This window comes from Halopseudomonas pelagia (assembly GCF_009497895.1).
Lineage (GTDB): Bacteria > Pseudomonadota > Gammaproteobacteria > Pseudomonadales > Pseudomonadaceae > Halopseudomonas > Halopseudomonas pelagia_A.
Map to the genome: position 1 here is coordinate 2,863,202 of NZ_CP033116.1, position 24,157 is coordinate 2,887,358.

General features: G+C 56.5%; 27 protein-coding genes. 20 read left to right on the forward strand and 7 right to left on the reverse strand.

Annotation, left to right across the window (positions count from 1 at the left end):
- Positions 1 to 39 precede the first annotated feature (39 nt).
- From EAO82_RS13385 to EAO82_RS13395, 3 genes are read left to right on the forward strand one after another with little or no spacing between them, the layout of a single operon-like run.
- Positions 40 to 579 (forward strand): (2Fe-2S)-binding protein, encoded by a 540-nt coding sequence (locus EAO82_RS13385; protein ID WP_096346402.1) that lies wholly within the window; start codon positions 40 to 42, stop codon positions 577 to 579.
- Positions 576 to 1,559 carry an FAD binding domain-containing protein gene (locus EAO82_RS13390; RefSeq protein WP_096346401.1) on the forward strand — a complete coding sequence of 328 codons (984 nt, stop codon included), beginning with the start codon at positions 576 to 578 and terminating at the stop codon, positions 1,557 to 1,559. Before EAO82_RS13385 ends, EAO82_RS13390 begins: the two co-directional genes overlap by 4 nt.
- On the forward strand, positions 1,559 to 3,763 hold the full coding sequence (locus EAO82_RS13395; protein ID WP_096346400.1) for a xanthine dehydrogenase family protein molybdopterin-binding subunit: 2,205 nt from the start codon (positions 1,559 to 1,561) through the stop codon (positions 3,761 to 3,763). Before EAO82_RS13390 ends, EAO82_RS13395 begins: the two co-directional genes overlap by 1 nt.
- A gap of 60 nt (positions 3,764 to 3,823) precedes the next feature.
- Here the strand turns inward: EAO82_RS13395 and EAO82_RS13400 are convergent, their stop codons facing one another.
- Positions 3,824 to 4,531 carry a cation transporter gene (locus EAO82_RS13400; RefSeq protein ID WP_096346399.1) on the reverse strand — a complete coding sequence of 236 codons (708 nt, stop codon included), beginning with the start codon at positions 4,529 to 4,531 and terminating at the stop codon, positions 3,824 to 3,826.
- 70 nt (positions 4,532 to 4,601) lie between these two features.
- On the opposite strand from EAO82_RS13400, the gene EAO82_RS13405 reads away from it, so the two are divergent.
- Positions 4,602 to 5,024, forward strand: coding sequence for a MerR family transcriptional regulator (locus EAO82_RS13405; protein ID WP_096346398.1), 423 nt, complete (start codon positions 4,602 to 4,604; stop codon positions 5,022 to 5,024).
- A gap of 121 nt (positions 5,025 to 5,145) precedes the next feature.
- Positions 5,146 to 6,477: a 30S ribosomal protein S12 methylthiotransferase RimO gene (rimO, locus tag EAO82_RS13410; protein ID WP_096346397.1), complete on the forward strand. Its 1,332-nt coding sequence runs from the start codon at positions 5,146 to 5,148 to the stop codon at positions 6,475 to 6,477.
- A gap of 289 nt (positions 6,478 to 6,766) precedes the next feature.
- Here the strand turns inward: rimO and EAO82_RS13415 are convergent, their stop codons facing one another.
- Positions 6,767 to 7,015 carry a site-specific integrase gene (locus tag EAO82_RS13415; RefSeq protein ID WP_096346396.1) on the reverse strand — a complete coding sequence of 83 codons (249 nt, stop codon included), beginning with the start codon at positions 7,013 to 7,015 and terminating at the stop codon, positions 6,767 to 6,769.
- Between the two features lie 380 nt (positions 7,016 to 7,395).
- Here EAO82_RS13415 and rho point away from each other — a divergent pair, with 380 nt between their 5' ends.
- From rho to EAO82_RS13435, 4 genes are all read left to right on the forward strand, one after another.
- Positions 7,396 to 8,415 carry a transcription termination factor Rho gene (rho, locus tag EAO82_RS13420; RefSeq protein WP_218838599.1) on the forward strand — a complete coding sequence of 340 codons (1,020 nt, stop codon included), beginning with the start codon at positions 7,396 to 7,398 and terminating at the stop codon, positions 8,413 to 8,415.
- A 252-nt stretch (positions 8,416 to 8,667) separates the two neighbouring features.
- Positions 8,668 to 9,285, forward strand: coding sequence for a hypothetical protein (locus EAO82_RS13425; protein ID WP_096346394.1), 618 nt, complete (start codon positions 8,668 to 8,670; stop codon positions 9,283 to 9,285).
- A 61-nt stretch (positions 9,286 to 9,346) separates the two neighbouring features.
- Positions 9,347 to 10,000 (forward strand): SDR family oxidoreductase, encoded by a 654-nt coding sequence (locus tag EAO82_RS13430; protein ID WP_096346393.1) that lies wholly within the window; start codon positions 9,347 to 9,349, stop codon positions 9,998 to 10,000.
- Positions 10,001 to 10,012: 12 nt separating this feature from the next.
- Complete coding sequence (locus tag EAO82_RS13435) at positions 10,013 to 10,504, forward strand: GNAT family N-acetyltransferase (protein ID WP_096346392.1); 492 nt, start codon at positions 10,013 to 10,015, stop codon at positions 10,502 to 10,504.
- Positions 10,505 to 10,584: 80 nt separating this feature from the next.
- On the opposite strand, the gene EAO82_RS13440 is transcribed toward EAO82_RS13435, so the two are convergent.
- On the reverse strand, positions 10,585 to 11,061 hold the full coding sequence (locus EAO82_RS13440; RefSeq protein ID WP_218838598.1) for a DUF3010 family protein: 477 nt from the start codon (positions 11,059 to 11,061) through the stop codon (positions 10,585 to 10,587).
- 148 nt (positions 11,062 to 11,209) lie between these two features.
- Between EAO82_RS13440 and EAO82_RS13445 the strand changes: the two genes are divergently transcribed.
- Together EAO82_RS13445 and EAO82_RS13450 are read left to right on the forward strand one after the other, a co-directional pair.
- The gene (locus EAO82_RS13445) at positions 11,210 to 11,458 is read left to right on the forward strand and encodes a DUF3297 family protein (RefSeq protein ID WP_096346390.1); all 249 of its coding nucleotides are present in this window, start codon (positions 11,210 to 11,212) and stop codon (positions 11,456 to 11,458) included.
- Positions 11,459 to 11,521: 63 nt separating this feature from the next.
- A complete protein-coding gene (locus EAO82_RS13450) occupies positions 11,522 to 12,004 on the forward strand; it encodes a DUF1456 family protein (RefSeq protein ID WP_096346389.1) in 483 nt (160 codons plus the stop codon).
- 41 nt (positions 12,005 to 12,045) lie between these two features.
- On the opposite strand, the gene katG is transcribed toward EAO82_RS13450, so the two are convergent.
- Entirely contained in the window at positions 12,046 to 14,277 is a 2,232-nt protein-coding gene (gene katG / locus EAO82_RS13455) for a catalase/peroxidase HPI (protein ID WP_096347770.1), read from the reverse strand.
- A gap of 414 nt (positions 14,278 to 14,691) precedes the next feature.
- Between katG and EAO82_RS13460 the strand changes: the two genes are divergently transcribed.
- From EAO82_RS13460 to EAO82_RS13480, 5 genes are all read left to right on the forward strand, one after another.
- Complete coding sequence (locus EAO82_RS13460) at positions 14,692 to 15,171, forward strand: DUF2243 domain-containing protein (RefSeq protein WP_096347769.1); 480 nt, start codon at positions 14,692 to 14,694, stop codon at positions 15,169 to 15,171.
- Between the two features lie 133 nt (positions 15,172 to 15,304).
- Entirely contained in the window at positions 15,305 to 15,700 is a 396-nt protein-coding gene (locus EAO82_RS13465) for a VOC family protein (RefSeq protein ID WP_096347768.1), read from the forward strand.
- Positions 15,701 to 15,733: 33 nt separating this feature from the next.
- Positions 15,734 to 16,171, forward strand: a complete 438-nt coding sequence (locus EAO82_RS13470; protein WP_096347767.1) for an HIT family protein — start codon at positions 15,734 to 15,736, stop codon at positions 16,169 to 16,171.
- 66 nt (positions 16,172 to 16,237) lie between these two features.
- Positions 16,238 to 16,570 (forward strand): SMR family transporter, encoded by a 333-nt coding sequence (locus EAO82_RS13475; RefSeq protein WP_096347766.1) that lies wholly within the window; start codon positions 16,238 to 16,240, stop codon positions 16,568 to 16,570.
- A gap of 142 nt (positions 16,571 to 16,712) precedes the next feature.
- A complete protein-coding gene (locus EAO82_RS13480; RefSeq protein ID WP_096347765.1) occupies positions 16,713 to 17,546 on the forward strand; it encodes an AraC family transcriptional regulator in 834 nt (277 codons plus the stop codon).
- Here the strand turns inward: EAO82_RS13480 and EAO82_RS13485 are convergent.
- Both EAO82_RS13485 and EAO82_RS13490 read right to left on the reverse strand, forming a co-directional pair.
- The gene (locus EAO82_RS13485; protein ID WP_096347764.1) at positions 17,532 to 18,125 is read right to left on the reverse strand and encodes a LysE family translocator; all 594 of its coding nucleotides are present in this window, start codon (positions 18,123 to 18,125) and stop codon (positions 17,532 to 17,534) included. The genes EAO82_RS13480 and EAO82_RS13485 overlap by 15 nt on opposite strands.
- A gap of 146 nt (positions 18,126 to 18,271) precedes the next feature.
- On the reverse strand, positions 18,272 to 18,955 hold the full coding sequence (locus EAO82_RS13490; RefSeq protein WP_096347763.1) for a TetR/AcrR family transcriptional regulator: 684 nt from the start codon (positions 18,953 to 18,955) through the stop codon (positions 18,272 to 18,274).
- Between the two features lie 82 nt (positions 18,956 to 19,037).
- Between EAO82_RS13490 and EAO82_RS13495 the strand changes: the two genes are divergently transcribed.
- Genes EAO82_RS13495 through EAO82_RS13505 form a run of 3 tightly spaced genes read left to right on the forward strand, consistent with a single transcriptional unit; the run spans position 19,038 to position 22,327 of the window.
- Positions 19,038 to 20,513: a flavin-containing monooxygenase gene (locus EAO82_RS13495; protein ID WP_096347762.1), complete on the forward strand. Its 1,476-nt coding sequence runs from the start codon at positions 19,038 to 19,040 to the stop codon at positions 20,511 to 20,513.
- Between the two features lie 13 nt (positions 20,514 to 20,526).
- The gene (locus EAO82_RS13500) at positions 20,527 to 21,345 is read left to right on the forward strand and encodes an SDR family NAD(P)-dependent oxidoreductase (protein ID WP_096347761.1); all 819 of its coding nucleotides are present in this window, start codon (positions 20,527 to 20,529) and stop codon (positions 21,343 to 21,345) included.
- 31 nt (positions 21,346 to 21,376) lie between these two features.
- Positions 21,377 to 22,327 (forward strand): alpha/beta fold hydrolase, encoded by a 951-nt coding sequence (locus EAO82_RS13505; RefSeq protein WP_218838663.1) that lies wholly within the window; start codon positions 21,377 to 21,379, stop codon positions 22,325 to 22,327.
- Here the strand turns inward: EAO82_RS13505 and rarD are convergent.
- A complete protein-coding gene (gene rarD, locus EAO82_RS13510; RefSeq protein WP_096347760.1) occupies positions 22,322 to 23,230 on the reverse strand; it encodes an EamA family transporter RarD in 909 nt (302 codons plus the stop codon). The genes EAO82_RS13505 and rarD overlap by 6 nt on opposite strands.
- Positions 23,231 to 23,392: 162 nt before the next feature.
- Here rarD and EAO82_RS13515 point away from each other — a divergent pair, with 162 nt between their 5' ends.
- Entirely contained in the window at positions 23,393 to 24,052 is a 660-nt protein-coding gene (locus EAO82_RS13515) for a glutathione S-transferase family protein (RefSeq protein ID WP_096347759.1), read from the forward strand.
- Positions 24,053 to 24,157 lie beyond the last annotated feature (105 nt).

Consider the following 24,157-nt stretch of genomic DNA (forward strand, 5'->3'; position numbering starts at 1 on the left):
CGCGCCGCCTTTGGCGCCCACTCCTACCGTGAGGCACGCATGAGTTCAACAACCGATCCCCAGGGCACAACTCCGATTGCGACCTGCCCGCTGAGCATTGAAATCAACGGCGAAACCCGTCAACTCGACGTCTACCCGTGGACCACCTTGCTGGATCTGCTCCGCGATCAGATCGGCCTGACCGGCACCAAAAAAGGCTGCGACCACGGCCAGTGTGGCGCCTGTACCGTGCTGTTGAATGGCACGCGTATCAACTCCTGCCTGACCCTGGCGGTCATGCATGACGGTGCCAAGCTGACGACGGTAGAAGGTCTAGCCAACGGCGATGAGCTGCATCCGATGCAGGCCGCCTTCGTCAGACACGACGCTTTCCAGTGCGGCTACTGTACGCCCGGGCAGATATGCTCCGCCGTCGGCATGACCGCTGAAGGCCACGTAATGACGCGGGACGAATTACGTGAGCAGATGAGCGGCAATCTGTGCCGTTGCGGCGCCTACCCGAATATTCTCTCGGCCATTGAGGACGCCATGCCGGACACCCGCAAACAACTGGCCAACAGCAGCGAGGTGAGCCGATGAACCCATTTGAATACGCACGCCCCGCCGGTGTGGATGAAGCTATCGGCCTGTTCAAGGCCAACAGCCGTTATATCGCCGGCGGCACCAACCTGCTGGACCTGATGAAAGAGAATGTCACGCGCCCAGAGCAGTTGATCGATATCACCCGCTTGCCGCTTAAAGACATGGAAGAAACTGAAGACGGCGGCCTGCGCATCGGCGCACTGGTCAGCAATTCCGATCTGGCCTGGGACGAACGCATCGAACAGCGTTATCCGCTGCTGTCCAAAGCCATTCTCGCCGGCGCCTCGCCGCAGTTGCGCAACATGGCCACCACCGGTGGCAACCTGCTGCAACGCACCCGCTGCTATTACTTTTACGACGCCGGCACGCCCTGCAACAAGCGCGAGCCCGGCTCCGGCTGCCCAGCGCGTGACGGTTTGAACCGCATCCATGCGATCCTGGGTCACAGCGCCCAATGCATCGCCGTGCACCCCTCTGATATGTGCGTAGCGCTCGCGGCACTGGGCGCTACCGTGATTGTCAAAGGTCGCCAGGGCGAACGTCGCATCACCTTTGCCGACTTCCATCGCCTGCCCGGCAGCGCGCCCGAGCTGGATAACACCATGGCGGATGGCGAGCTGATTACCGCCATTGAGCTGCCCGCAGAAAACTATGCCACCCACTATGCCTACTTGAAGATTCGGGACCGCGCGTCCTACGCCTTTGCACTGGTATCCGTCGCGGCGGCATTGGAGCTGGACGGCGGTGTGATCCGCAGCGTCCGCGTAGCACTCGGCGGAGTCGCCCACAAGCCCTGGCGCAGCCCTGAAGCAGAAGCGCTATTGGTCGGCAAGCCGGCAGACAAGGCCGCCTTTGCCGAACTGGCTGATGCGTTGCTGGCCGGTGCCAGCGGCTTTAAAGACAATGAATTCAAAATCGAGCTGGCCCGCCGCGCCATTGTGCGCGCGCTGAGCGACGCCGTAGAAGGAGCCGCATGATGAACGCGAAAACCTCCCCGGTCGGCAAGCCGCTGGACCGTGTAGATGGTCCGCTGAAGGTCCAGGGCCAGGCGCAATACGCCAGTGAATTTGCTCTGCCAGGCCTGCTCTATGGCAGCGTGGTCAACAGCACCATCGCCCGCGGTCGTATCGCGCATATCCACACCCGCGCGGCAGAAGCCGTACCCGGCGTCGAGCTGGTGCTGACCCACGAAAATCGTCCGCCGATTGCCGGCTACGATAAACCCTATGAAGACGATGACGCTGCAGACGGCTCGCCGTTTCGCCCGCTATTCAACGACCGTATCCTCTACAGCGGCCAACCGATAGCCCTGGTTGTGGCTGAGAATCTGGAGCTGGCACGCTATGCCGGCAGCCTGATCAAGGTTGAATACGAGAAAGAAAATCACGCCACCGACCTGCTGGCCAATCTCGAACAGATGCACGAAGCCCCGGCTGACCTGCCCGACCCGCGCGGCGATACCCAGCAAGCGCTGAATAGCGCTGCAGTCAAAGTCGAGGTCGAATACACCACGCCGGTCGAGCATCACAACCCGATGGAGCCCCACGCCTCCACCGTGCATTACCTGGTGGATGGCAAGCTGGAAATCTACGATAAGACCCAGGGCGTGCAGAACTGCATGCGGTATCTGGAAGACGTGTTCGACATGAAAGACCAGATCCGCATCCTCTCGCCCTATGTAGGCGGCGCCTTCGGCTCCGGTCTGCGGCCGCAGTATCAGTTGCCGCTGGCGGTCATGGCCGCGCTCAAGCTCAAGCGCTCGGTGCGGGTCACGCTCAAACGTCAGCAAATGTTCACCTTCGGCTATCGCCCGCGTAGCATCCAGCGTCTAACTATTGGCGCTGCAAGCGACGGTCAGCTACAGGCGATTTACCACCAGGCCATCGCCCAGACTTCTACCTTCGAGGATTTCACCGAGCAGGAAGTCGAATGGTCCGGCATGCTCTACAAATGCCCGAACGTCGAGCTGGATTACCAATTGGTGCCGCTGGATGTATATACCCCGCTGGATATGCGCGCACCCGGCGCGACCATCGGCGTATATGCGCTGGAATGCGCAATGGATGAACTGGCTTACGCCGCCAATATCGATCCGGTCGAGCTGCGCCTGAAGAACTTTACCACTCACAACGCCAATGAAGACAAGCCCTACTCCAGCAAGGCACTGCGTGAATGCTACGAGCAAGGCGCCGAGCGCTTCGGTTGGTCCAAGCGCATTATGCAGCCGCGTAGCATGCAGGATGGCCACCAACTGGTTGGCTGGGGCATGGCCAGCGGTGTATGGGAAGCCATGCAAATGCCCGCCAGCGCCAAGGCCTGCATCGACGCCACCGGCAAGCTGATCGTCAGCAGCGCGACTACGGATATCGGCACCGGCACCTACACCGTGATGACCCAGATCGCCGCCGAGGCAATGGGCTTCCCGATGGAGCAGGTGGAGTTCAAGCTGGGCGATTCAAGCATGTCTGAAGCGCCATTGCAGGGCGGCTCTTTCACTGTGTCTTCAGTCGGCAGTGCAGTGCAGAAAGCCTGCCTGGAGCTGCGCCGCAAACTGTTGGATACCGTTCAGCAAAGCCCGGCTTCCCCGTTCAGCGGCAAAACGCTGGAAGAAATCGACTTCGCCGACGGCTGGCTGTTCGTCAAGAACGACCCCGAGCAGAAGGTCAGGCTGACAGATATCGCCGTCGAAACCGGTACGATGGAGGCCGAGGCCAGTGTCGAACCCGGTGAAGAGCGCGACGGCTACGCCACCGGCACGCACTCTGCGGTATTCGTCGAAGTGAAAGTGGATGAAGACACCGGCATGGTCAAGGTTAGCCGCGTAGTCAGCGCCATTGCTGCTGGGCGCATCGTCAATCCGAAAACCGCAGGCAACCAGATTGTTGGCGGCGTGGTCTGGGGCGTCGGCCAGGCCCTGCATGAAGAAACCCAGATGGATCATCAACTGGGCCGCTTCATGAACCACAACTTTGCCGAGTATCACATCCCGGTGCAGGCGGACATTGGCGATATCGATGTGATCTTCGTTGAAGAACACGACGAAATCGTCAATGCACTGGGCTCCAAGGGCGTGGGTGAAATTGGTATCGTCGGCGTCGCCGCAGCGGTATCCAACGCCATCTTCCACGCCACCGGCAAACGCGTCCGCGACCTGCCGGTTACTCTGGATAAACTGATGTAATTCTACCCACAGAACTGGCTTGACTGACCGGTGACCCATGCGTCGCCGGTCAGTCAAAGGCTACGGTTTCTTGGCACTCGAACCGCAACACCCGGCCGATGAAGCCTGCGCCTGAACCTCTCCATCACCTGCACAGCAATCCGCAGGCGGAATATCACCACGCCGCCATTCCGGCCATGCCTTCCGTCCAACCTGCACCGAAGAGTGCAGATAAAGCAGCGCCAGGCACACCCCGACTATCAGATCCGGCCAGAAGGATCCGCTGAACATCACCAGCCCGGCTGCAGCCAGCACGCTGAGATTGGCAATCACATCATTGCGCGAACATAACCAGGTCGAGCTCATATTAATGTCGTCACTGCGATGAGTGTAAAGCAGCAGCAGGCAACTCAAATTTGCAGCAAGGGCCATAAAACCGATAAGCCCCATCCAACCCGCCTCCGGCACCACGCCCAGCACACTCTTGCGCACCGCTTCAGCGATAATCAACAAGCTGAACAACAGCAGAAAACCGCTCTTGAACAGCGCAGCGCCTACCCGGGCGCGGGTGCCACGGTGCAGCACAAATAACGAAATCGCATACACCAGCGCATCGCCGAACATATCCAGTGAGTCGCCCAGCAGCGCGGTGGAACTCAGTATCCACCCGGCACTGAACTCCACGACGAACATCAGCGCATTGATCGCCAGCACAATATAGAGCACCCGCGCCTGCCGACCGCGCAGTTGGGCCAGTTCGCTCCCCTTGTCATCGCAACAACTGTCCATCATCTACTCCTCTCTCAAGCTGCCATTAGCTGCTAGAGTGATGGTTATAGTTACTATAAGGTCAAGCGCTATGCCGCCAGCATCCAATAGCACCTCGCAATACACCGTCGGGCAGCTTGCCAAGGCTACCGGTACCAAGGCCGTCACCATTCGCTACTACGAAGGACTGGGCCTGTTGCCCACCGTGAGCCGCAGCGCCGCCGGCTATCGCCTTTACACCACCAGGGAACATGACCGGCTGTTGTTTATCCGGCGTAGCCGCGGGTTGGGCTTTAGCATCGAAGATATTCGCGGGCTACTCGGCCTTGCCGACCGCAGTGAAGCGCCCTGCACCGCGCTCGATACCAAAGTCAAAGAACAGCTGGAACAGGTACGCCTGCGCCTGCGCGATCTGCGGGCCATGGAGCAGGAGCTGGAACGGCTTAGCGGATGCTGCGCAGGCGGCGTAATCAGTGACTGCCGGATTGTCGAGTCGCTCTCCGGGCGCGGGTAAAGTGTCGCACCTACGCACACCTGACCAGCGGCAGCACCCTGTGCTGGTCAGTCGGCGACCTCGCCGCTAGAATACGCCGTCTTTATTATGTGGCCACGGCCGCGCGCCCCTGAGGAGCAATATGTCTACTTCCGCATCGACCAACCCCAAAGTCGGGTTCGTATCACTCGGCTGCCCCAAGGCGTTAGTTGATTCGGAACGCATCCTCACCCAGCTGCGTATGGAAGGCTATGACGTTGTTGGCTCCTATGAGGACGCCGATGTGGTTGTGGTCAATACCTGCGGCTTTATCGACACTGCCAAGGCTGAATCCCTCGATGCGATTGGCGAAGCTATCGCCGCTAACGGCCGGGTGATCGTCACCGGTTGCATGGGTGTGGATGAGAGCGTGATCCGCAACGTGCACCCCAGCGTGATGGCCGTGACCGGCCCGCAGCAGTACGAGCAAGTGGTCAACGCTGTGCACGAAGTCGTACCGCCCCGCGCTGATCACAATCCCTTGATCGATCTGGTACCACCGCAGGGCATCAAGCTCACGCCCCGTCACTACGCTTACCTGAAAATATCTGAAGGCTGTAACCACAGCTGCAGCTTCTGCATCATCCCCAGCATGCGCGGCAAACTGGTCAGCCGACCGATTGGCGATGTGCTGGGTGAAGCCGAACGCCTGGCCAAGGCCGGCGTGAAGGAACTGCTGGTTATCTCCCAGGACACCAGCGCCTACGGCGTGGACATCAAATACCGCACCGGCTTCTGGAATGGCCGCCCGGTCAAATCACGCATGACCGAAATGTGCGAAGCGCTCAGCGAACTGGGCATCTGGGTACGCCTGCACTACGTTTACCCCTACCCACACGTGGACGAGCTGATTCCGCTGATGGCCCAAGGCAAGATCCTGCCGTACCTGGATATCCCCTTCCAGCACGCCAGCCCGAAAGTGCTCAAGGCGATGAAACGCCCCGCATTTGAAGACAAGACCCTGGCGCGCATCAAGAAATGGCGCGAGATCTGCCCCGAGCTGACCATCCGCTCAACCTTTATTGTCGGCTTCCCCGGCGAAACCGAAGAAGACTTTCAGTACCTGCTCGACTGGCTGACCGAAGCCCAGCTCGACCGTGTCGGCTGCTTCAAATACTCCGCCGTCGAAGGCGCCCCCGCCAATCTGCTAGCCGACTCGGTACCCGAAGAGATCAAGGAAGAACGCTGGGAACGCTTTATGGCTCATCAGCAAGTGATCAGCAGCGCGCGCCTGCAGCAGAAGATCGGCAGCGTGATTCAGGTAGTGATCGACGAAGTAGACGAAGACGGCCCCATCGGCCGCTCAATGGCCGACGCCCCGGAAATCGACGGCAACGTCTATATAGACACCGAACAGGATCTGCAGCCCGGCGACATGATCACCGTCAGAGTCACCGACGCTGATGAATATGATCTTTGGGCTGAACAGATCTAATATTCTCACCGTCTCCTGGGAATGGCCGAGCTTACCTCGGCCAGCACCCTACCCGTAACACCAATCCCTGCCTGAACACCCCTTAGCAACACCGCGAAACTGCGGCAATATCAGTCCAAAGCAAGGATGACAGTCAGCACCCCTCCTCCTAGGCATGGACGCCGGACATCCCTCTTGCATCAAATAATTCCAAACGGCTACACCCTGCGCGAAAACAACGTGCACAGGTGGGTCGGTAGCGTCTTCAAAAAAACGACCAAACCATTCACCCTCTGTCCAGCGGACTTAACTAAAAGTCGCGGTCAAGGAACTGCCGGTAAAGGTAAGCCACCGCGTTCAGCGCTGTTTTCTGGGTATTGATCGCCACGTTGCGCTCATTGGCTAGATAGCTCAACCAGGCATCGACCTCCTCCGCACCCATCGCCTCCGGATGGCGCCGCCCATGGAAGCGAATAAAATCAAGCACCCTGAGGCAATAGGTCTTTTCCGTGCGATAAGCCAGGTGTTTGGCGCGCATATGCGCGCGAAAACGATCCATAAAGCGTACAGGTTGGGATGGGAGAGGAACCGGGGTTTAGTATTGGATTTCAATGAATTGAAGGCTGAGCGGTTTTCGGAGATATGAGGCGCAGTGATCGTTTTGTCAGGAGGTTGTAAATAGAGTTTTGGGCTAGGAGCTTTGGATGACGGGACTTCCAGGCACGCTTGAGTTAAATTTCAAAAAGACAAAACGATCACGACATATTGGTCGGTATGAACACTATATAAATGTTATGCCTTAAAGCAGATGCCCTTCTGGCAACATGCGTTTATGCAGGATGTAAAAACCGGGACAGACCTATTTTGTGCACACTGGTCTTTTTTGCCTTGGGCTGGCTTTGTCGAAAATGGTCTTCAGCAATCTGTTAGGGCTTTTTTGTGTTATCAGCCCATTTCGAAAAATATCTATCAAACAAGAGCTATCAGACAGCTATGACGAGAAAGACATTAGGCTTAACCCGGAACCCAAATCAAGACGCTAAACCAGTGGCTGAGGAAGCCGAAGCTGTGTTTGAGGCTGATCCACAAAAACGTTTTTTAAACGGTGTGGCTATCAATCCAACGCCGGGGATTCGCTTGGAGTCAGGTTCAGAAAAACTCACGGTGCGCGCGATGGATTTGATCACGCCGATTGGAATGGGGCAGCGAGGTTTGATAGTTGCACCGCCGGGGTCTGGAAAGTCGACGATTTTAAAAGATATTTGCCAGGCGGTGGGAAAGGCGTATCCCGACATTAAACTTTACGCGTTATTGATAGATGAGCGACCCGAAGAGGTCACTGATTTCAAGCGTAGCGTCCCGGCTGAGGTACACGCTTCTTCTTCGGATGAAAGCTATGCTCATCACGCTCGCGTTGCCGATGAGCTTCTTGATATTGCCCGCCAACAAGCTGGCGAGGGTCACAACGTCATGATTGTGATTGATTCTCTGACGAGGCTTGCGCGTGTGCACAATGCGGAGCGAAAGAGCAGCGGTCGTACTATGTCTGGCGGGGTTGATGCTCGAGCGATGGAGATCCCGCGAAGGTTGTTTGGCTCTGCACGAAACCTTGAGAATGGCGGCTCGCTTACCATTCTGGCAACCGTTTTGGTTGATACCGGCAGCCGTATGGACCAGGTTATATTTGAGGAATTCAAGGGCACGGGGAACATGGAGCTGGTTTTATCAAGGGACGTTGCGAATCAGCGAATCTTCCCCGCGCTGGACATTTCGAAAAGCAGTACACGCCGTGAAGAGCTGCTGTTAGATCCGACAGATTTGGACAAAATAAGAGCATTGCGCCGGGCGCTTAGCGGTCTCAAACCGCTAGAGGGCACAAAAAAGCTGGTTGAGCTGCTTGAGAAGTACCCCACAAATGCCGAGCTTCTGAAAAACATCCCCGGGTCGCCAATCGATTGATTCCGTGGTGCCTGCTGGCGTTAGGCGTTCTAATGACTGATCATTTGGAAAACCGGGGCTAGTTCACTATGTCCGGCCTTCCAAACATGATTTGTTTTTCAGAAATACCTGAGGATAAAAGAGATCCTTCTTGTCCAAAGGCTCAGAGCAGTGCTTAAAAATTTATAAATCTAACAAGTCAATCAGCTACGCGCTGGACTTCCCCCGCTTCGCTGCGTCAAGGCTCAGCGTTGGACGCCTTAAGGAGAATACGTGTCTTCAGAGCTTGATTTTGAGCTGAGTAAGCACGGACCTCTTGTCGAAGAGGTCAGACGGCGTGGTTTCGATCGCTTTCTTGCTCTGGCTAAGCATGTAAGTCAGTTGCCCTACGGTCGCCCTTCGAACTGCGAGGATTTTTTAGCGATTCTCAAGGAGAGGCGAGGAACATGTAGTTTCAAGCACCGCCTACTTGCTGCAGTAGCACATGAATGTGGAAATTCGAATGTCGAACTGGTCGTCGGGCTCTATGCGATGTCGGAGCAAAATACCCCGGGCGTTGGTGTTACGCTGAACCGTGCAGGCTTCGATTCTATTCCAGAAGCTCACTGCTATTTGCGACTCGCGAAACAACGGTACGACTTTACTGGTTTAAGTTCAGGAAGCACGTCCCCTTTCAGCGCCTTGCTGTCAGAGCATGTCATATGCCCCAAACGACTTACGGAGAAGAAGAAAACGTTGCACCATCAAGCCGTTGCATCCTGGGCCAAACAAAGCGGCCTATCCTTTGATGATGCGTGGGCGCTGCGGGAAGCTTGCATTCAGGCGCTTGCGTCCAACAATGCGCTCAAGCCTACCGGCACCTCCGCTGGCGCTTCGGGGCCAGCGGCTTAGCTTCGCGTTAGCTTCACAAGCTGCATTCTATCGACTAACTCAACAAATCTCTGGAGGAAAAATGAGTCACATATTCATTATTGGTGCCACTGGAGGCGTAGGTTCCAGGCTCGGCCCAATGCTCATTGCGGCAGGCCACACCGTAACGGGCCTGCACCGCAAGCCCGAACAGGCACACAGCCTGCGTGCGTCGGGAGTTCAGCCTTGCCATGGTGACATCATGGACATGACCGCAGATGAACTCGCCAAGGCCTCAAAGGGCCATGATGTCATTGTCTTCTCTGCAGGCGCAGCCGGCAGCGGAGCGGATCGAACCACTGCTATTGATGGAAACGGGCCGATCAAAGCGATAGAGGCGGCCAAAGCCAACGGAATATCCCGTTTTTATCTTGTCTCGGTTTTTCTGGACGCACTGCGAGATCAACCTCCAAAAGAGGGCTTTGAGCACTACATGAAGATGAAGAGAGAGGCCGACAATGCCTTGGCGGCCTCCGACCTGGAATGGGTGATTCTTCGACCAGGCACACTGGTCAGCGAGGATGGCAACGGTTTAGTGAACGCCAGCCGGGCAATCCCGTACGGCAAGGTGGCGCGAGGCAATGTGGCTGCGACGCTGGCCGCATTAATTGATTCGCCTGAGATTAACTGCGAGATCATCGAGTTGACCAACGGCAACACGCCTGTGCTGGATGCCATTAGTTCGTTAAGACGCTGATTGGGAGGAACAATGAACATTGAAGTAGTCGTCGCTGACTATCTGAACAAGCAGCATGGGACTGATATTGTTACTTTATTGAATGCGTATGCTGAAGACCCCATGGGGGGTGGTGAATCGCTTTCTTCGTATACAAAAGAGAACCTCGTTGCTCAATTAGCCAAGCTCTCTTATGCGTTCAGTTTAATTAGCTATGTCGGGAAAGAACCAGCAGGGCTCATCAACTGCTTCTATGGTTTCTCCACTTTCTCATGCAAGCCCTTGATAAATATCCATGATATCGTCGTGTTGGATACGTTTCGTGGTTATGGGATTAGCCAGCTTATGCTGGCTGAGGTAGAACGCATCGCTAGGGAAAAAGGGTGTTGTAAAATCACACTTGAAGTTTTAGAGGGTAATATCGCGGCCCAACAAGCCTATTTGAAATACGGTTTCGCCGGGTATGAACTTGACCCTACGTTGGGTAAGGCCTTGTTTTGGCAAAAGTCCCTGGAAAGCACCTGACACAACACGCGGCAGCTTTTGAGCCCCGCCGAGCTAGCGCGGCTACGTCAGCTAGCACCTCGCAACCGCACTGCTAAAGCTTATGCGTCCTTGGCGGCGTATTTATCTTTCATCAAATAAGCATAGGCCGTATTAAACGCAACCTCCTGATAAACCTTGAGGTCCGTCTCGGCATAGTCAATCTGGATCGGGTTGCGCTTCAATGATTCCTTGATGTCAGTCGTGGACATGATGAAAACGTCCAGATCGCTGATCAGTTCAATGGCCGCTTCCAGCTTGAAACCAACCGCGCCGCCGGCAAATTTACCCTTCATTGGTCGCTGGCGGATAACCACCCTGTCCACCTGGTAATCCTGCATCAGCTTGGCAAAGGTCTGCTGGAAATAGCGCAGCTCGCGGGTGCTGTTGATGTCTGTCAGCGTCAGCCGCCGGGAGCGAAAATCAGGCAGCTCAAAAATCTCGTCTGTCAGCGACAACAAACATACATTCACATCATTACTGTTGATTTCAACACCACACACTTTCATAGAGCACCCGATTTGGCTAGATGCGCGCATTGTAGCGCAAAATGCCTGGGCATTAGGGTGTCGCCAGCAAAACGCTGCCCAGCGTTATTGCGGGCGCTGAAAACCTTGCGGCCGTTCTTGAGTGCAGTTTCTTTACTGTCTAAGATGGTCGCCTTTATTTCCAACTCAGGGCCACCGCATGACCGATACCAAATCGCTACCTCCTCTACCGGATCGACTCTCGAGCAATCCCCGTAGCCCACATTACGTAGAAGCGATTTTCGAGAATGATGTAGGCATCATGCTCAACGGCAAGGAGCGCACCAACGTCGAGGAATATTGCATTAGCGAAGGTTGGATAAAGACCCCCTCCCCTAAAGCACTGGATCGCCGCGGCCAGCCACTGCTGATCACACTGAAGGGCACGGTTGAAGCTTTTTACAGATAAGTAAAACCCATACCCCGTTAGATTTTGAAGACGTTTGGCTTATCTGAAACCAGGAATTGCACCTTGACCAACAACGATATTTTACGCCGCGTACGCTATACCTTTGATCTGAAAGACAGCACTGTGATCGACATACTTGCCCTTGCCGATACCGAGGTGACCGCAGAACAGGTCGCTGGCTGGTTGAAGCGAGAGGACGACGATGGCTTTCTGAAGATGAAAGACGTTGAAATGGTCGCTTTTCTGAACGGCTTTATTAACTTCAAGCGTGGCAAGCGTGATGGCGCGCAGCCGCCACGGGAAGAACGTCTCAACAATAATATGGTGCTGCAAAAACTGAAGATCGCTCTTAATTTACAGGCTGAGGGCGTTTTGCACCTGTTGGAGCTGGCCGACTTCCGTCTAGGCAAGCATGAGTTAAGTGCTTTTTTCCGCAAACCCGGCGCCAACAATTATCGGGAATGCAAAGACCAGATCCTGCGCAAGTTCCTGCTCGGCATGCAACTGCAAGCACGGCCCGGCGAGGCTGACCCAGAGTTGGAGTAAAGCTCAGCGTCGGCGGCGCCCAAAGGGCGCCGCCGCGAACCTTATGCCGAGAGTTTCTGACTGAAATTATCCTCCGGTTTGCCGATGTCCATTCTGTCGGCGTTCATCACCTTGTCCCAGGCCTTCACGAAGTCCTTCACGAATTTCTCGTTACCATCGGCCATGCCGTAGACCTCAGCCTGCCCACGTAACTCCGATTGCGCGCCAAAGATCAGGTCCACGCGGGTAGCGGTCCAGGTCGGTTGACGGGTTTTGCGGTCCAGGCCCTGGAAGCGATTCTTGTGCTCGGTCGCGACCCATTCATTCTGCATGTTCAGCAGGTTGATGAAGAAGTCGTTCGAGAGCGTACCCACGCGGTTGGTGAAGACGCCATCCTGGCTGCCATCAGCGTTGGTGCCCAGCACGCGCATGCCACCCACCAGCACGGTCATTTCCGGCGCGCTGAGGCGTAGCAGGTGCGCCTTGTCGACGAGTGCTTCCTCCGGCGCCATGAAATGCGACTCGTGGTAGTAGTTGCGGAAACCGTCTGCGACCGGACGCAGCGCTTCAAACGACTGCGGATCGGTCCATTCCTCCTCCGCATCCATCCGCCCTGGCGTGAACGGCACCTCGATAGTGACCCCGCCATCCTGCGCAGCCTTCTCGATAGCGGCGCAGCCAGCCAGCACGATCAGGTCTGCCATGGAGAGCTTTTTGCCACCGGTGGCCGAGCCGTTGAACTGCTGCTGTATGTCAGTCAGCTTTTCCAGCACGCGCGCCAGCAAGGCCGGATTGTTGATATCCCAATCCTTCTGCGGCGCAAAGCGGATGCGCGCGCCATTGGCACCGCCACGCTTGTCCGAGCCGCGAAAGGTAGACGCGGAAGACCAGGCCACTGACACCAGTTCAGGCACGGAAAAGCCCATGTCCAGTATCTGCTGCTTGAGCGCGGAGATGTCTGCATCGTCAATCACCGGGTGGTCGCACTCGGGGATCGGATCCTGCCAGATGAGCTTTTCCTTGGGCACGAGCGGCCCCAGGTAGCGGCCGGTGGGGCCCATGTCGCGATGGGTGAGTTTGAACCACGCCCGAGCAAAGGCATCAGCGAATTCCTCCGGGTTTTCCAGGAAGTGGCGCGAAATTGGCTCGTAGACTGGGTCGAAGCGCAGCGCCAGGTCAGAGGTGAGCATGGTCGGCTTGCGCTTCTTGTTCGGGTCGAACGGGTCAGGAATGATCTCTCCCACGTCCTTGGCTTCCCACTGAAAAGCGCCGGCTGGGCTCTTGGTCAGTTCCCATTCAAAGTTGAACAGGTTCTCAAAAAAGAAGTTGGACCATTTTGTCGGCGTCTGGCTCCAGATGACTTCCAGGCCCGAGGTAATAGCGTCGGCACCTATACCGCTCTGGAACTTGCTGCGCCAGCCCAGGCCCTGATCTTCGATAACGGCCGCTTCCGGCTCCGCCCCTATGAATGACGGATCACCCGCGCCGTGCGTCTTGCCGAAGGTGTGACCGCCGGCGATCAGCGCAACCGTTTCATAATCGTTCATCGCCATGCGGGCGAAGGTCTCACGGATGTCTTTGGCCGAGGCTTTGGGATCAGGCTCGCCGTTCGGACCCTCAGGGTTGACGTAGATAAGGCCCATCTGCACGGCGCCCAGACCGGGGTGCAATTGCCGCTCGCCGCTGTAGCGCTCATCACCCAGCCAGGTGCCTTCCGGGCCCCAAAACAATTCTTCCGGCTCCCAGGTGTCGGCACGGCCGCCAGCGAAACCGAAGGTTTTCAGGCCCATGGATTCCAATGCGACGTTGCCGACCAGTACGAACAGGTCAGCCCAGGAAAGCTTGCGGCCGTACTTCTGTTTGATTGGCCATAGCAGGCGCCGAGCCTTGTCCAGGGAGGCGTTGTCCGGCCAGCTGTTGAGTGGTGCAAAGCGCTGCTGACCGCCGCCAGCGCCACCTCGGCCGTCGGTGATGCGATAGGTACCGGCGCTGTGCCAGGCCAACCGGATGAACAGCCCGCCGTAGTGACCAAAATCCGCCGGCCACCAGTCTTGCGAATCGGTCATCAGGGCATGCAGATCGGCGATGACTGCGTCCAGATCGAGTGACTCGAACTCGGCCGCGTAATTAAAATCGCCGCCGTACGGGTTGGAGCGGGGTGAGTGTTGGTTGAGTGACGTCAGGCTAAGTGCTTCCGGCCACCAATCGCGGTTTCCGGGGCGTTTGCGGGGTTTACCGGCGTCGTGACCAAACGGGCATCCACCACCTGCATTTTCTCCAGATTCAGCGCTCATGTTCTGTTCCTCATATGATTGTCATTGTTGCGGTCAGGCGCCGCTACATTGAAGTTAGCACCGAGATGCGGACTCGACAAAAGCCCTACGCCCAGCCGATTAGCGGGTCTTGAATTCTCGTTTGCGCTGCAAACGCAGCAATCAAAGGGGGTTGCGCAACTGGCTGCGGTTAAAAAACAACCTAACGTCCATACATGGTATTTATTTATAGGCACGATAGGCCGCGCTAATCCGGTCGCAACAACGCCTTTGTAAACGGCCGAATATGGCAAGGATGTGCGGCTGTTCCTTGAGTATGGAAAGAATAGACATCTATTCCTGCTGTCGAACCCGACATTTCAAAACCCTCGACCGAGACGTGTGATCTATGCTGGCTTGGATGATCATTCGGCTGCCCACTCTCGGAGTGGTGTTATGACTCACCATTCAAAGCAGACGCGGACTGCTGGGATATTGCTTGGGGTAGGACTGGGCGGTTTCGTTGACGGGATAGCCCTGCACCAGATTGCGCAGTGGCACAATATGCTTTCAGCTAAGGTACCGCCAACCACCATGGACACGATGATGCTCAACATGCGGGCGGATGGTTGGTTTCACGCTGCGGTCTTCATGTTCACCCTGGCGGGTGTATTGCTTCTTTATCGCGCAGCGCGCCAAGGCGCACACTTCCCACCCGGGCGTTGGTTTATCGGGCTGCTTATCATCGGCTGGGGCACGTTCAATCTCGTGGAGGGGGTAATTAATCACCACCTGCTTCAACTGCACCACGTGCGTGACATACCCGTACATCTGCCCGCCTACGATTACGCCTTCTTATTGATCGGTGGCTTTGGTTTGATTGCCCTCGGATGGCTACTCGCCCGAGAGCAGAATGAGCTTGGAACCGACCAGTGACAACCTATAGGTTTATCTAACAGGACCCGCGCGAAGCTTATCGAACAATGCGTTATCCGATCTCGCCGCTTTGCTCCCTCGCGTCTACAGTAAATGGTGGACAACACCACCCGCTTCCCACAGGAGACGTCTGATGAAAAGCAATCCTGTAGTTCATTTCGAGATTTACGTACAAGACATGACACGCGCAAAGGCGTTTTATGAGGCAATGCTTGATACCAGGCTTGAGCAAATGCCCAACCCGACACCTGAGGTCGAGATGGATATGTGGTTCTTCCCTATGGACAAAGAGACGGGGATGAACAGCTACGGCGCAGGCGGCATGCTGGTCAAGATGGAAGGTTTCACTCCAGGCGGCGGTGGCACGCTGGTGTATTTTGGCTGCGATGACTGCGGCGTGCAGGCTGCCCGGGCTGCAGCGTCTGGGGGCAGTGTAGCCCAGGAAAAAACAGCCATTGGAGAACACGGCTTCTGCGCACTGGCCAAGGATACCGAAGGCAATCTGATCGGCTTTCATTCAATGCAGTAGTACCTGACTGCCCCGTGTAACCGAGGTCTACCTATGGCTGAGTGCCCTTTTTGCGAGATTATCCAAGGCAATCTCGAAGCAAGTGTCATTTATGAGGATGATCTGGTTCTGGCCATCGTGCCTCTTCATGCGCCATACCCAGAATCAGCGCTGGTTTTCCCCAAGGAGCATATTGATCACTTTACTGACCTGCCCAAGGATATAGCCATGCATGTTATGAGCGTCGGCTTCGACCTGAGCAAAAAGATCATGAGCGAGTATCAGCCAGGACGCATGGGCATGGGGGTGCATGGATATGGTGTTCCCCATGCCCACTTCAACGTCTTTCCACAGAACCATCCGATGGATGTTGTATTCAGAAAAATGGCTTATATCAAGGATGGTGAAGTCAGATTCGGTTTCGATAATTTGCCTGTACCTTCACGTGATCAAATGGATGAAATAGCACGCACTTTAAGAGAAGAAAAATAACCGAAACGGACCACCGCTAGTTCTTCAAGTAAAATTCGGCTTCCCGTTTTGTTGGAGGGCTTGGAAATGAAAAATTGGCTGTTTCTTGGCGTTGCTATTTTTGCTGAAGTGATTGCAACTTCAAGCCTGAAAGCCAGCGCCGGCTTTACAAAATTCTGGCCGAGCCTTCTCGTCGTTCTGGAGTACGCGATCGCTTTCTATTGCCTGTCGCTGACCATAAGGACCATCCCGATTGGTATTGCCTATGCCATCTGGGCGGGCTTGGGAATCGTCTTGATCTCGCTGGCCGGCTGGCTAATATTTAACCAGAAGCTGGATTTGCCCAGCATCATTGGCATGGCATTGATTATTACTGGCGTGGTGGTGATCAATGTCTACTCTAAGGTGAGTGCCCATTAGCATTTAACTCGGCTCCAATTGAGCACATGGAACGCTCCGCTAAAGACGCCGAATATCAGGCCATACGGAGAAGACCTTTATATAATTAGCGGTATCGCGACAAGAAGCCCACATCAGGTTATACCTCTCGGCGGAAGCATACATGACACAACCAAGCAGCCCCATCTTCTGGCGTGACCCGCGTATGCCGCACCTGGAACTGCGCAAAGTGGTGGACGGGCGCAAAGTTTGTTATGCGCTTCACAGCCATACCCACTGGTCTCTGGGTGCAATCACTGAGGGTGAGAGTACGTTCACCTATCGCGAAGATCAGTATCAGATCAATGCCGGGACCCTGGTGCTTATGAACCCAGGCTGGGTGCACGCTTGCAATCCTATCGATGACCAGCCTTGGGCTTACTTGATGCTATACGTCGATGCTGATTGGCTGAGCCGACTGCGGTATGAGGCGGAATTGCTGGATGAGGTCCAATGGCAAGATATCTCGACCGCCGTGATCTCAAATGCAGGTTGGTATAGCGGGTACCTCCGGATGGTTTCCTGTTTGCTGGACCCACAAAGCAGTCTGCTCGAAAAGCAATCGGAAGTGGTCGAATACCTCTCCGCCTTGATGCTCAACTTGGCTGGACAGCCAGCCCTGTCATTTACCAAGGCACCTGGCATTCTGCAGGAGTTGGCTGCCTATCTGGATGGCAACGCCGCCGAGGAGATTTCCTTGGACGCATTATGCGAGCGCTCAGGTTACAGCCCCGGGCACCTCATTCGTGCTTTCAAGCAACATTTCGGGCTCACCCCGCATGCTTACCTGATCAACCGCCGCATCCAGCTTGGTCAACTTGAACTCAAAGTTGGCAAGCCCATCGCCGAGGCCGCATTGAATGCCGGCTTTACCGATCAACCGCACTTCCAGCGCACCTTTAAACGCTTGGTAGCGGCCACACCGAGGCAGTATCAACAAGCTTCACTCAAGCACTAGGTACACACAACTGGCCAATAATAACGCTGATAGTATCCGGTTGATTGCCTTGTGAACTTGTGGACGCTGTACATACCGGCGAAGAAAAGCGCCGGCATACACCCAACTGGCCAGTGACAACCAACAGATAGGCATATAAAGCGACGCGAAGATCAGGACCTGCTGCAGGTCGTTTCCGCTGGTGTAAGCGCCTATGCCCGACGCCGACGCAAGCCACGCCTTTGGGTTGAGCCACTGCATCACCGCACCGGTCATAAAGCCAGGTGCTTTGTGGGTATTCCCTTCTGTCAGCCGGCCATCATCTACTGCCAGTCGATAACTTAAATAGACTAGAAAAGCGACACCGGTCCATCGCAGTAGCGCCTGCAAGCCTGGGATAACAGTCATTGCCGAATATAGCCCCAGGCCGATAGCGATAAACAGCGCGATAAAGCCCAGGGTGGCGCCGCTGACAAAGATCAAACCCTGGGAAAGGCGATAGCGGGTACCACTGCTCAGGCACACGAGGTTCACCGGGCCTGGTGAAATGGATGCGGCTAGGGCGAATGCCGACATTGGCAGAATCATCGAAAGGCTCATTGTCATTCTCTTGAGGGTGGGCAATGGCCAAAGTCTGCGGTAATAACCAACTTGGTTATTGCACAAAATTGCGCTGTCGAACGTCCCCTGGTGGAGGATATGCGACCGGTCAGCGGTGCTCACTCAAGCAGACAGTGAGGAGTCAGTTAGTCGTTAGCATCAAGCAAAGACACGCCCAGCTTGAGCGCAGTATCCGTGACTACATCCACCGGCGTGCTGTACCCATTGGCCATCCAGTGCAAAGCGATGTGGATGACACCACCGAGGATGCCGGCCTGAAGTAACTCATCAAAATGTTTGCCGGGCCGAGCGAGTACGCGGGCGATGTCATCGCTGGTGGCTTTGAGTGCTTTTTCGATTGCCTGGTCTACCGCTGGGCTGATACCGCGAATTTCAATCAGCAGCAATCGGCCGATGGTGGGGTTTTCTTTCAGGGCCTGGAAAAAGGCTCGCAACATCGCCCGGCTGCGCAATACCTGATCCTTCCCTGCCGCTTTGGCTGCCGCCATATTGTTTTCCCGCATCCAGCTTGCGGCCTGCTCGTAGCAGGCGATCAGCAGCTCATCGCTGTGGCCGAAGGACTCATAGAAATACCGCTGGGTCAGGCCTGCTGCGTCACATACCTGCTTGACGCCGGAGTGGCGGTAGCCGTTCTCGCCGTAGACCTGAATGGCCGCATCAATCAGCTGTTGACGGCGTTGCGCCCGGCGTTCTTCAACCGCCGAGCCACGATAGCGCCTTTTACTTTCGGGCGTGGCCGCTGCGGCAGTCGGGATTTTAGCCGCTTTGCTGCTAGGGGTAATGCCCGGCTTGGTGGTTGTCGTATTCATCAACTTAATTCTGACAATAGGGATTGCCAAATCTTATATGACAATTTAGATTGTCACCACCACCCATTGTCGGGATATGAGCATGAGCACAGCACAACAACAATTCAAACCCACGCCCCTGGACGTTCTCATCATCGGCGCCGGCCTCTCCGGCATTGGCGCTGCCCGCGCTCTGACCGATCAATGCCCGGACAAGCGCTACCAGATTCTTGAACGCCGCGCCGCCATGGGCGGCACCTGGGATCTGTTCCAGTATCTCGGCATTCGCTCGGATTCGGACATGTACACCCTGAGCTACAGCTACAAACCCTGGACTCACCGCAAGGCAATCGCTGATGGTGCGGACATCAAGCGCTACATCGAAGACATTGCTGAAGAATCCGGCATCACCAGCCACATTCGCTTCCAGCGCAAAGTGGTGTCCGCCAGTTGGTCGAGCGAACAGGCACTCTGGACAGTGACTTCACTGGCGACAGACTCGCAGGGGCAGGAGCATGAGGAAGTCACCCAGGCGCGCATGCTGTCTGTCTGCGCTGGGTATTACAGTTACGACGAAGGCTACCGCCCGGACTTCCCTAATGAGGCCGACTTCAAGGGTCAGATTGTTCACCCGCAGTTCTGGCCAACGGATCTGGATTACAGCGGCAAGCGGATTGTGGTTATCGGCAGCGGCGCGACCGCGGTAACGCTGGTGCCGGCGCTGGCCCAAACTGCCGCGCATGTGACCATGCTGCAGCGCTCGCCCAGCTATGTAGTGTCTCGCCCGCTGGAAGATGGCTTTGCCCAAAAGATGCAGAAGTGGCTGCCGATGTCAGCGGCGCACTCCCTCACCCGCTGGAAGAACGTGCTACTGGGTTCATTCTTCTATCGCATCGCCCGGAACAAGCCGGACATGTTCGCCCAGCGGCTGTTGCATATGGTCAAGACCCAGGTTGGCCCCGAGCTGGATATGAAGCACTTCACCCCGGCGTACAAGCCCTGGGATCAGCGTGTGTGCGCTGTGCCGGACGGCGACCTGTTCCACGATCTGCGTGCCGGGCGCGCTTCCGTGGTAACCGATACGATTGAAAGCTTCACCGCCAACGGCATTCGCCTGACGTCCGGCGAGGAACTGCCGGCAGATATCATCATCACCGCCACTGGGTTGAAGTTGAATGCCCTTGGAGACGTGCAGGTGAGTGTCGACGGCAAGCCGATCGCCTTTGGTGAGCAAACCGCTTACAAAGGCATGATGCTCAGCGATATCCCCAACCTGATTCTGACCTTTGGTTATACCAACGCTTCCTGGACATTAAAGGCTGAGTTGACCTCCAACTATACCTGCCGCCTGCTGCGTTATATGGACAGCAAGGGCTACAAGGTGGCGGTACCCCGCCGTGGTGCGGAGGTGCAGGATGAGCCCTTCCTCAACTTTACCTCTGGCTACGTGCAACGCGCCGAAGGCATGCTGCCAAAACAGGGCGACCGCAAACCCTGGCAGGTGCATCAGAATTACCTGCAGGACAAGCTGACCATTCAATACGGCCGGGTCGATGACGGCGTAATGCAATTTCAATAACAAGGATAACAACATGCAAGTAAATGATTGCGTTGCGGTATTGACCGGCGCCGGCAGTGGCATAGGCCGGGCTTTGGCCATGGCTCTGGCGCAGCGCGGCTGCCACTTGGCTCTGGCCGATGTGAATGCAGCAGCGCTGACAGAAACGGCCGAGCAGGCGCGCGTGCATGGGGTGCGTGTGAGCGAGCATCCGCTGGACGTAGCCAACCGCGCTTCCGTCGCCGCCCTGCCCCAGGCCGTCATGGCTCAGCACGGCCAGGTTGATCTGCTGATCAACAATGCTGGCGTCGCGCTGGGTGGCAACTTCGATCAGGTCAAGACAGAAGATTTTGACTGGTTGATGGCGATCAACTTCGACGCTGTGGTGTGCATGACCCGCGCCTTCCTCCCGCTGCTCAAACAGCGTCAGGCGGCGAGAATCGTCAACGTGTCGAGCCTGTTCGGCTTGATCACGCCAGCCGGGCAAACCGCCTATTGCGCGAGTAAGTTCGCCGTGCGTGGATTCTCCAATGCGCTGCGCCTGGAGCTGCAAGGCGGCCCGGTCGGCGTCACCGTGGTACATCCGGGCGGCGTCGCCACGGCTATCGCCACCAGCGCGCGGCCGCCGGCAGGCGTTGACGAGGCAGAGCATGCGCGCAAACTGAAACAGGCTGAAAAGCTGCTGCGCATGCCGCCACCCAGAGCAGCCGAGATTATTCTCAACGGTATCGAGCGTGACAAGCCGCGAGTGGTTGTTGGTAATGATGCACGCATATTATCGTGGCTGGAGCGCTTGATGCCGGTCAACTACTGGCGTCTGTTGCCCGGCATCGCTACGCAGAAAACCAATTGATCACCCTTCCAGCCCTAAAAGGAATTTCACGGTGAATTACTTCTTTAGCGCAATCTTGATTGGCCTGTTCATGTTTCTCGGTGGGCTGTTTCTGTTCACGCTGTTTATCACCATGCGCGTGCAGATGGGTCTGCCTGCCGAAGGCCGGTTTGTGACCGTGATGGGTAACCGCATTCATTACCTTGAGCAGGGGAAAAAGCAGAATAGCGAATCGACCATTCTGATGATTCACGGCCTGGGCGGTGTGTCGCAGAACTTTAGCTATAGCGTGCTCGGTCAACTGGCCAAAGACCACCGGGTGGTCGCGATCGACCGCCCCGGTAGCGGCTATTCCGAGCGCCACCCACGCTCATCCGCATCGCTTGCGGTGCAGGCCGATGTCGTCGCTGGCGTGATCGACGCTCTTAATCTGGGCAAGCCACTGATTGTCGGCCACTCCCTCGGCGGCGCCGTCGCGCTGGCGACTGCATTGCGCCACCCGGACAAAGTCGCCGGCCTGGCGCTGGTCGCGCCGCTCACGCATATGCCGAAAGATACACCCAAGGCGTTTGCTGCTCTGGGCATCACCTGGCCGTGGCTGCGCAAGCTGGTGGCCTGGACGCTGGCAACACCCATGTCGATCCTGCAGAAGGACAAGGTGATGGATATTGTCTTTGGTCCCGAAAGCGTACCCAAGGACTTTCCCATACGCGGCGGCGGCCTGCTGGGGCTGCGCCCCAGCCAGTTCATCAGCGCATCGGCCGACATGAACGCCCTGCCGGATACCTTGCCGATGATGCAGCAGCAATACCCGACGCTGACACTACCGGTTGCTGTGCTCTATGGTCGTCAGGACCGCATCCTAAACCATATTGAGCAGGGCCAGGGCCTGGCTGATGTAGCACCCACCGCCGAGCTGGAGCTGATCGATGGCGGCCATATGTTGCCGATTACCCAGCCAGACGTAACCGCTAACTTTATCCGGCGCCGCGCGGCGCTATAACGCAGCCCGGCGGCTTCTGGAATTCTGCAAGGTCCGCCAGGCGGACCAGGAATACAGCACCAGCGCGAGCCAGATCAGTGCAAAGCTGGCGAGCTGAACAGCGTTGATTGCTTCCTTGAAGACAAAGATCGCAATCAGAAACTGCATGCTCGGATTGATGTACATAAGAAAGCCCACGGTGGCCAGGCGCAAACGCCGGGCCGCCCCGGCGAACGCTAGCAGCGGGATCGCAGTCACCACGCCACTGGCGATAAGCAGCAGTACCGTACGCGAATCCTGCGTGAAGTTTGATAGCTCCAGCTGGGCCATGGCCGCCAGGGCCAGCAAGGCCAGCGGCAACAGCAGCAAGGTTTCGACAAACAGCCCTGACAAGCCATCAAGCAGTATCTGTTTGCGCAGCAAGCCATAGGTGCCAAAACTCAATGCCAAAATCAGAGCAATCCAGGGCATGGTTCCGAGCAACACCAGCTGCACCATGATGCCCGCCGCAGCCAAGACCACGGCGACACACTGCAAGCGCGCCATGCGTTCACGCAGAATCAGCATGCCCAGCGCGACATTGATCAGCGGCGTCAGGAAGTACCCCAGGCTGGCCTGAAGCACGTGGTGGGTCTCAACCGAGTAGATGTATACGCCCCAGTTGAGCGCGATCAACACCGCGCATCCGAGCACCCTGCCCAACCGCTTCGGATGTGCCAGCGCGCCCCTGACCGGCGCCCAGCGACGCATCAAGGTAATAACCAGCGCTAGAAATACGCAGGACCAGATAATGCGGTGAACCAGCACTTCATAGGCCGGCACGCCCTGGAACAACGCAAAGAGCAGCGGAAAGCAGCCCCACATCATGTAGGCACTGACGCCGTAGGCAATGCCCTGACTGTTTTCGGTAAGTTTTGCGGGCATGAGACGCTCGGTTCGGAACGGTTCTGTTTAAGGGGTGCAAAGCCCTGCCAATTCTACAGCCCCCCAACCCGACGCCGCCAGGAGTCTGAGGAACGCACCTGCGCCAGACCTTTGCTATATTTTTAATCGACTGCTCTGCGCAGAGCGAGCCGGAGTTTGCCAATGATTCCCACCATCAGTGTCTTTGAACACTCACCCGATCGAGGCCAGGGGCTGGCGCGGGACATGAGCGTGCGCTGGGCCTTTGAAGAAGTGGGTCAGGCGTATGAGGTCAGACAGGTTTCTCTCAATGCGACCAAGCAGCCGGCACATCAGGCCCTCCACCCTTTTGGACAGATCCCGACCTATGAAGAAGGCGATCTTGCGTTGTTCGAATCCGGGGCAATCGTGCTGCATATTGCCGAGCACCATGTGGGCCTCCTACCAGCAGACCCCAATGGCCGGGCGCGCGCCATCATGTGGATGTTTGCCGCGCTCAGCACAGTAGAGCCGCCGATCGTTCAGCGCGAAATCGCCATGTACATGGAACACGACAAAACCTGGTATGAGAAGCGCCTGCCTATTCTCGAAGATGGCATTCGCGTGCGACTACACCAACTATCAAGCCGGCTTGGAAAAGCCGATTGGCTGGAGGAAGCCTTCAGCGCCGGAGACCTGATGATGGTGCAAGTGCTGCGTAGGCTGAAAACCTCGAACGTGCTGGGAGAGTTCCCGAACCTTTGTGCCTACATCACCCGCGGTGAAGCGCGGCCGGCCTTCAGACGTGCCTATGATGCACAGCTGGCAGCGTTCATTGGCAAGCCGCCTAAACAGCCCAATTAACGGAGCATTGCCCTTAAACTCTGCCGCACAAGAACGTTATACTGCACGGAAGTAAGCAAAATATTTCCGATTACTATCAGGTATAACAATGAAAATCAAAACCTT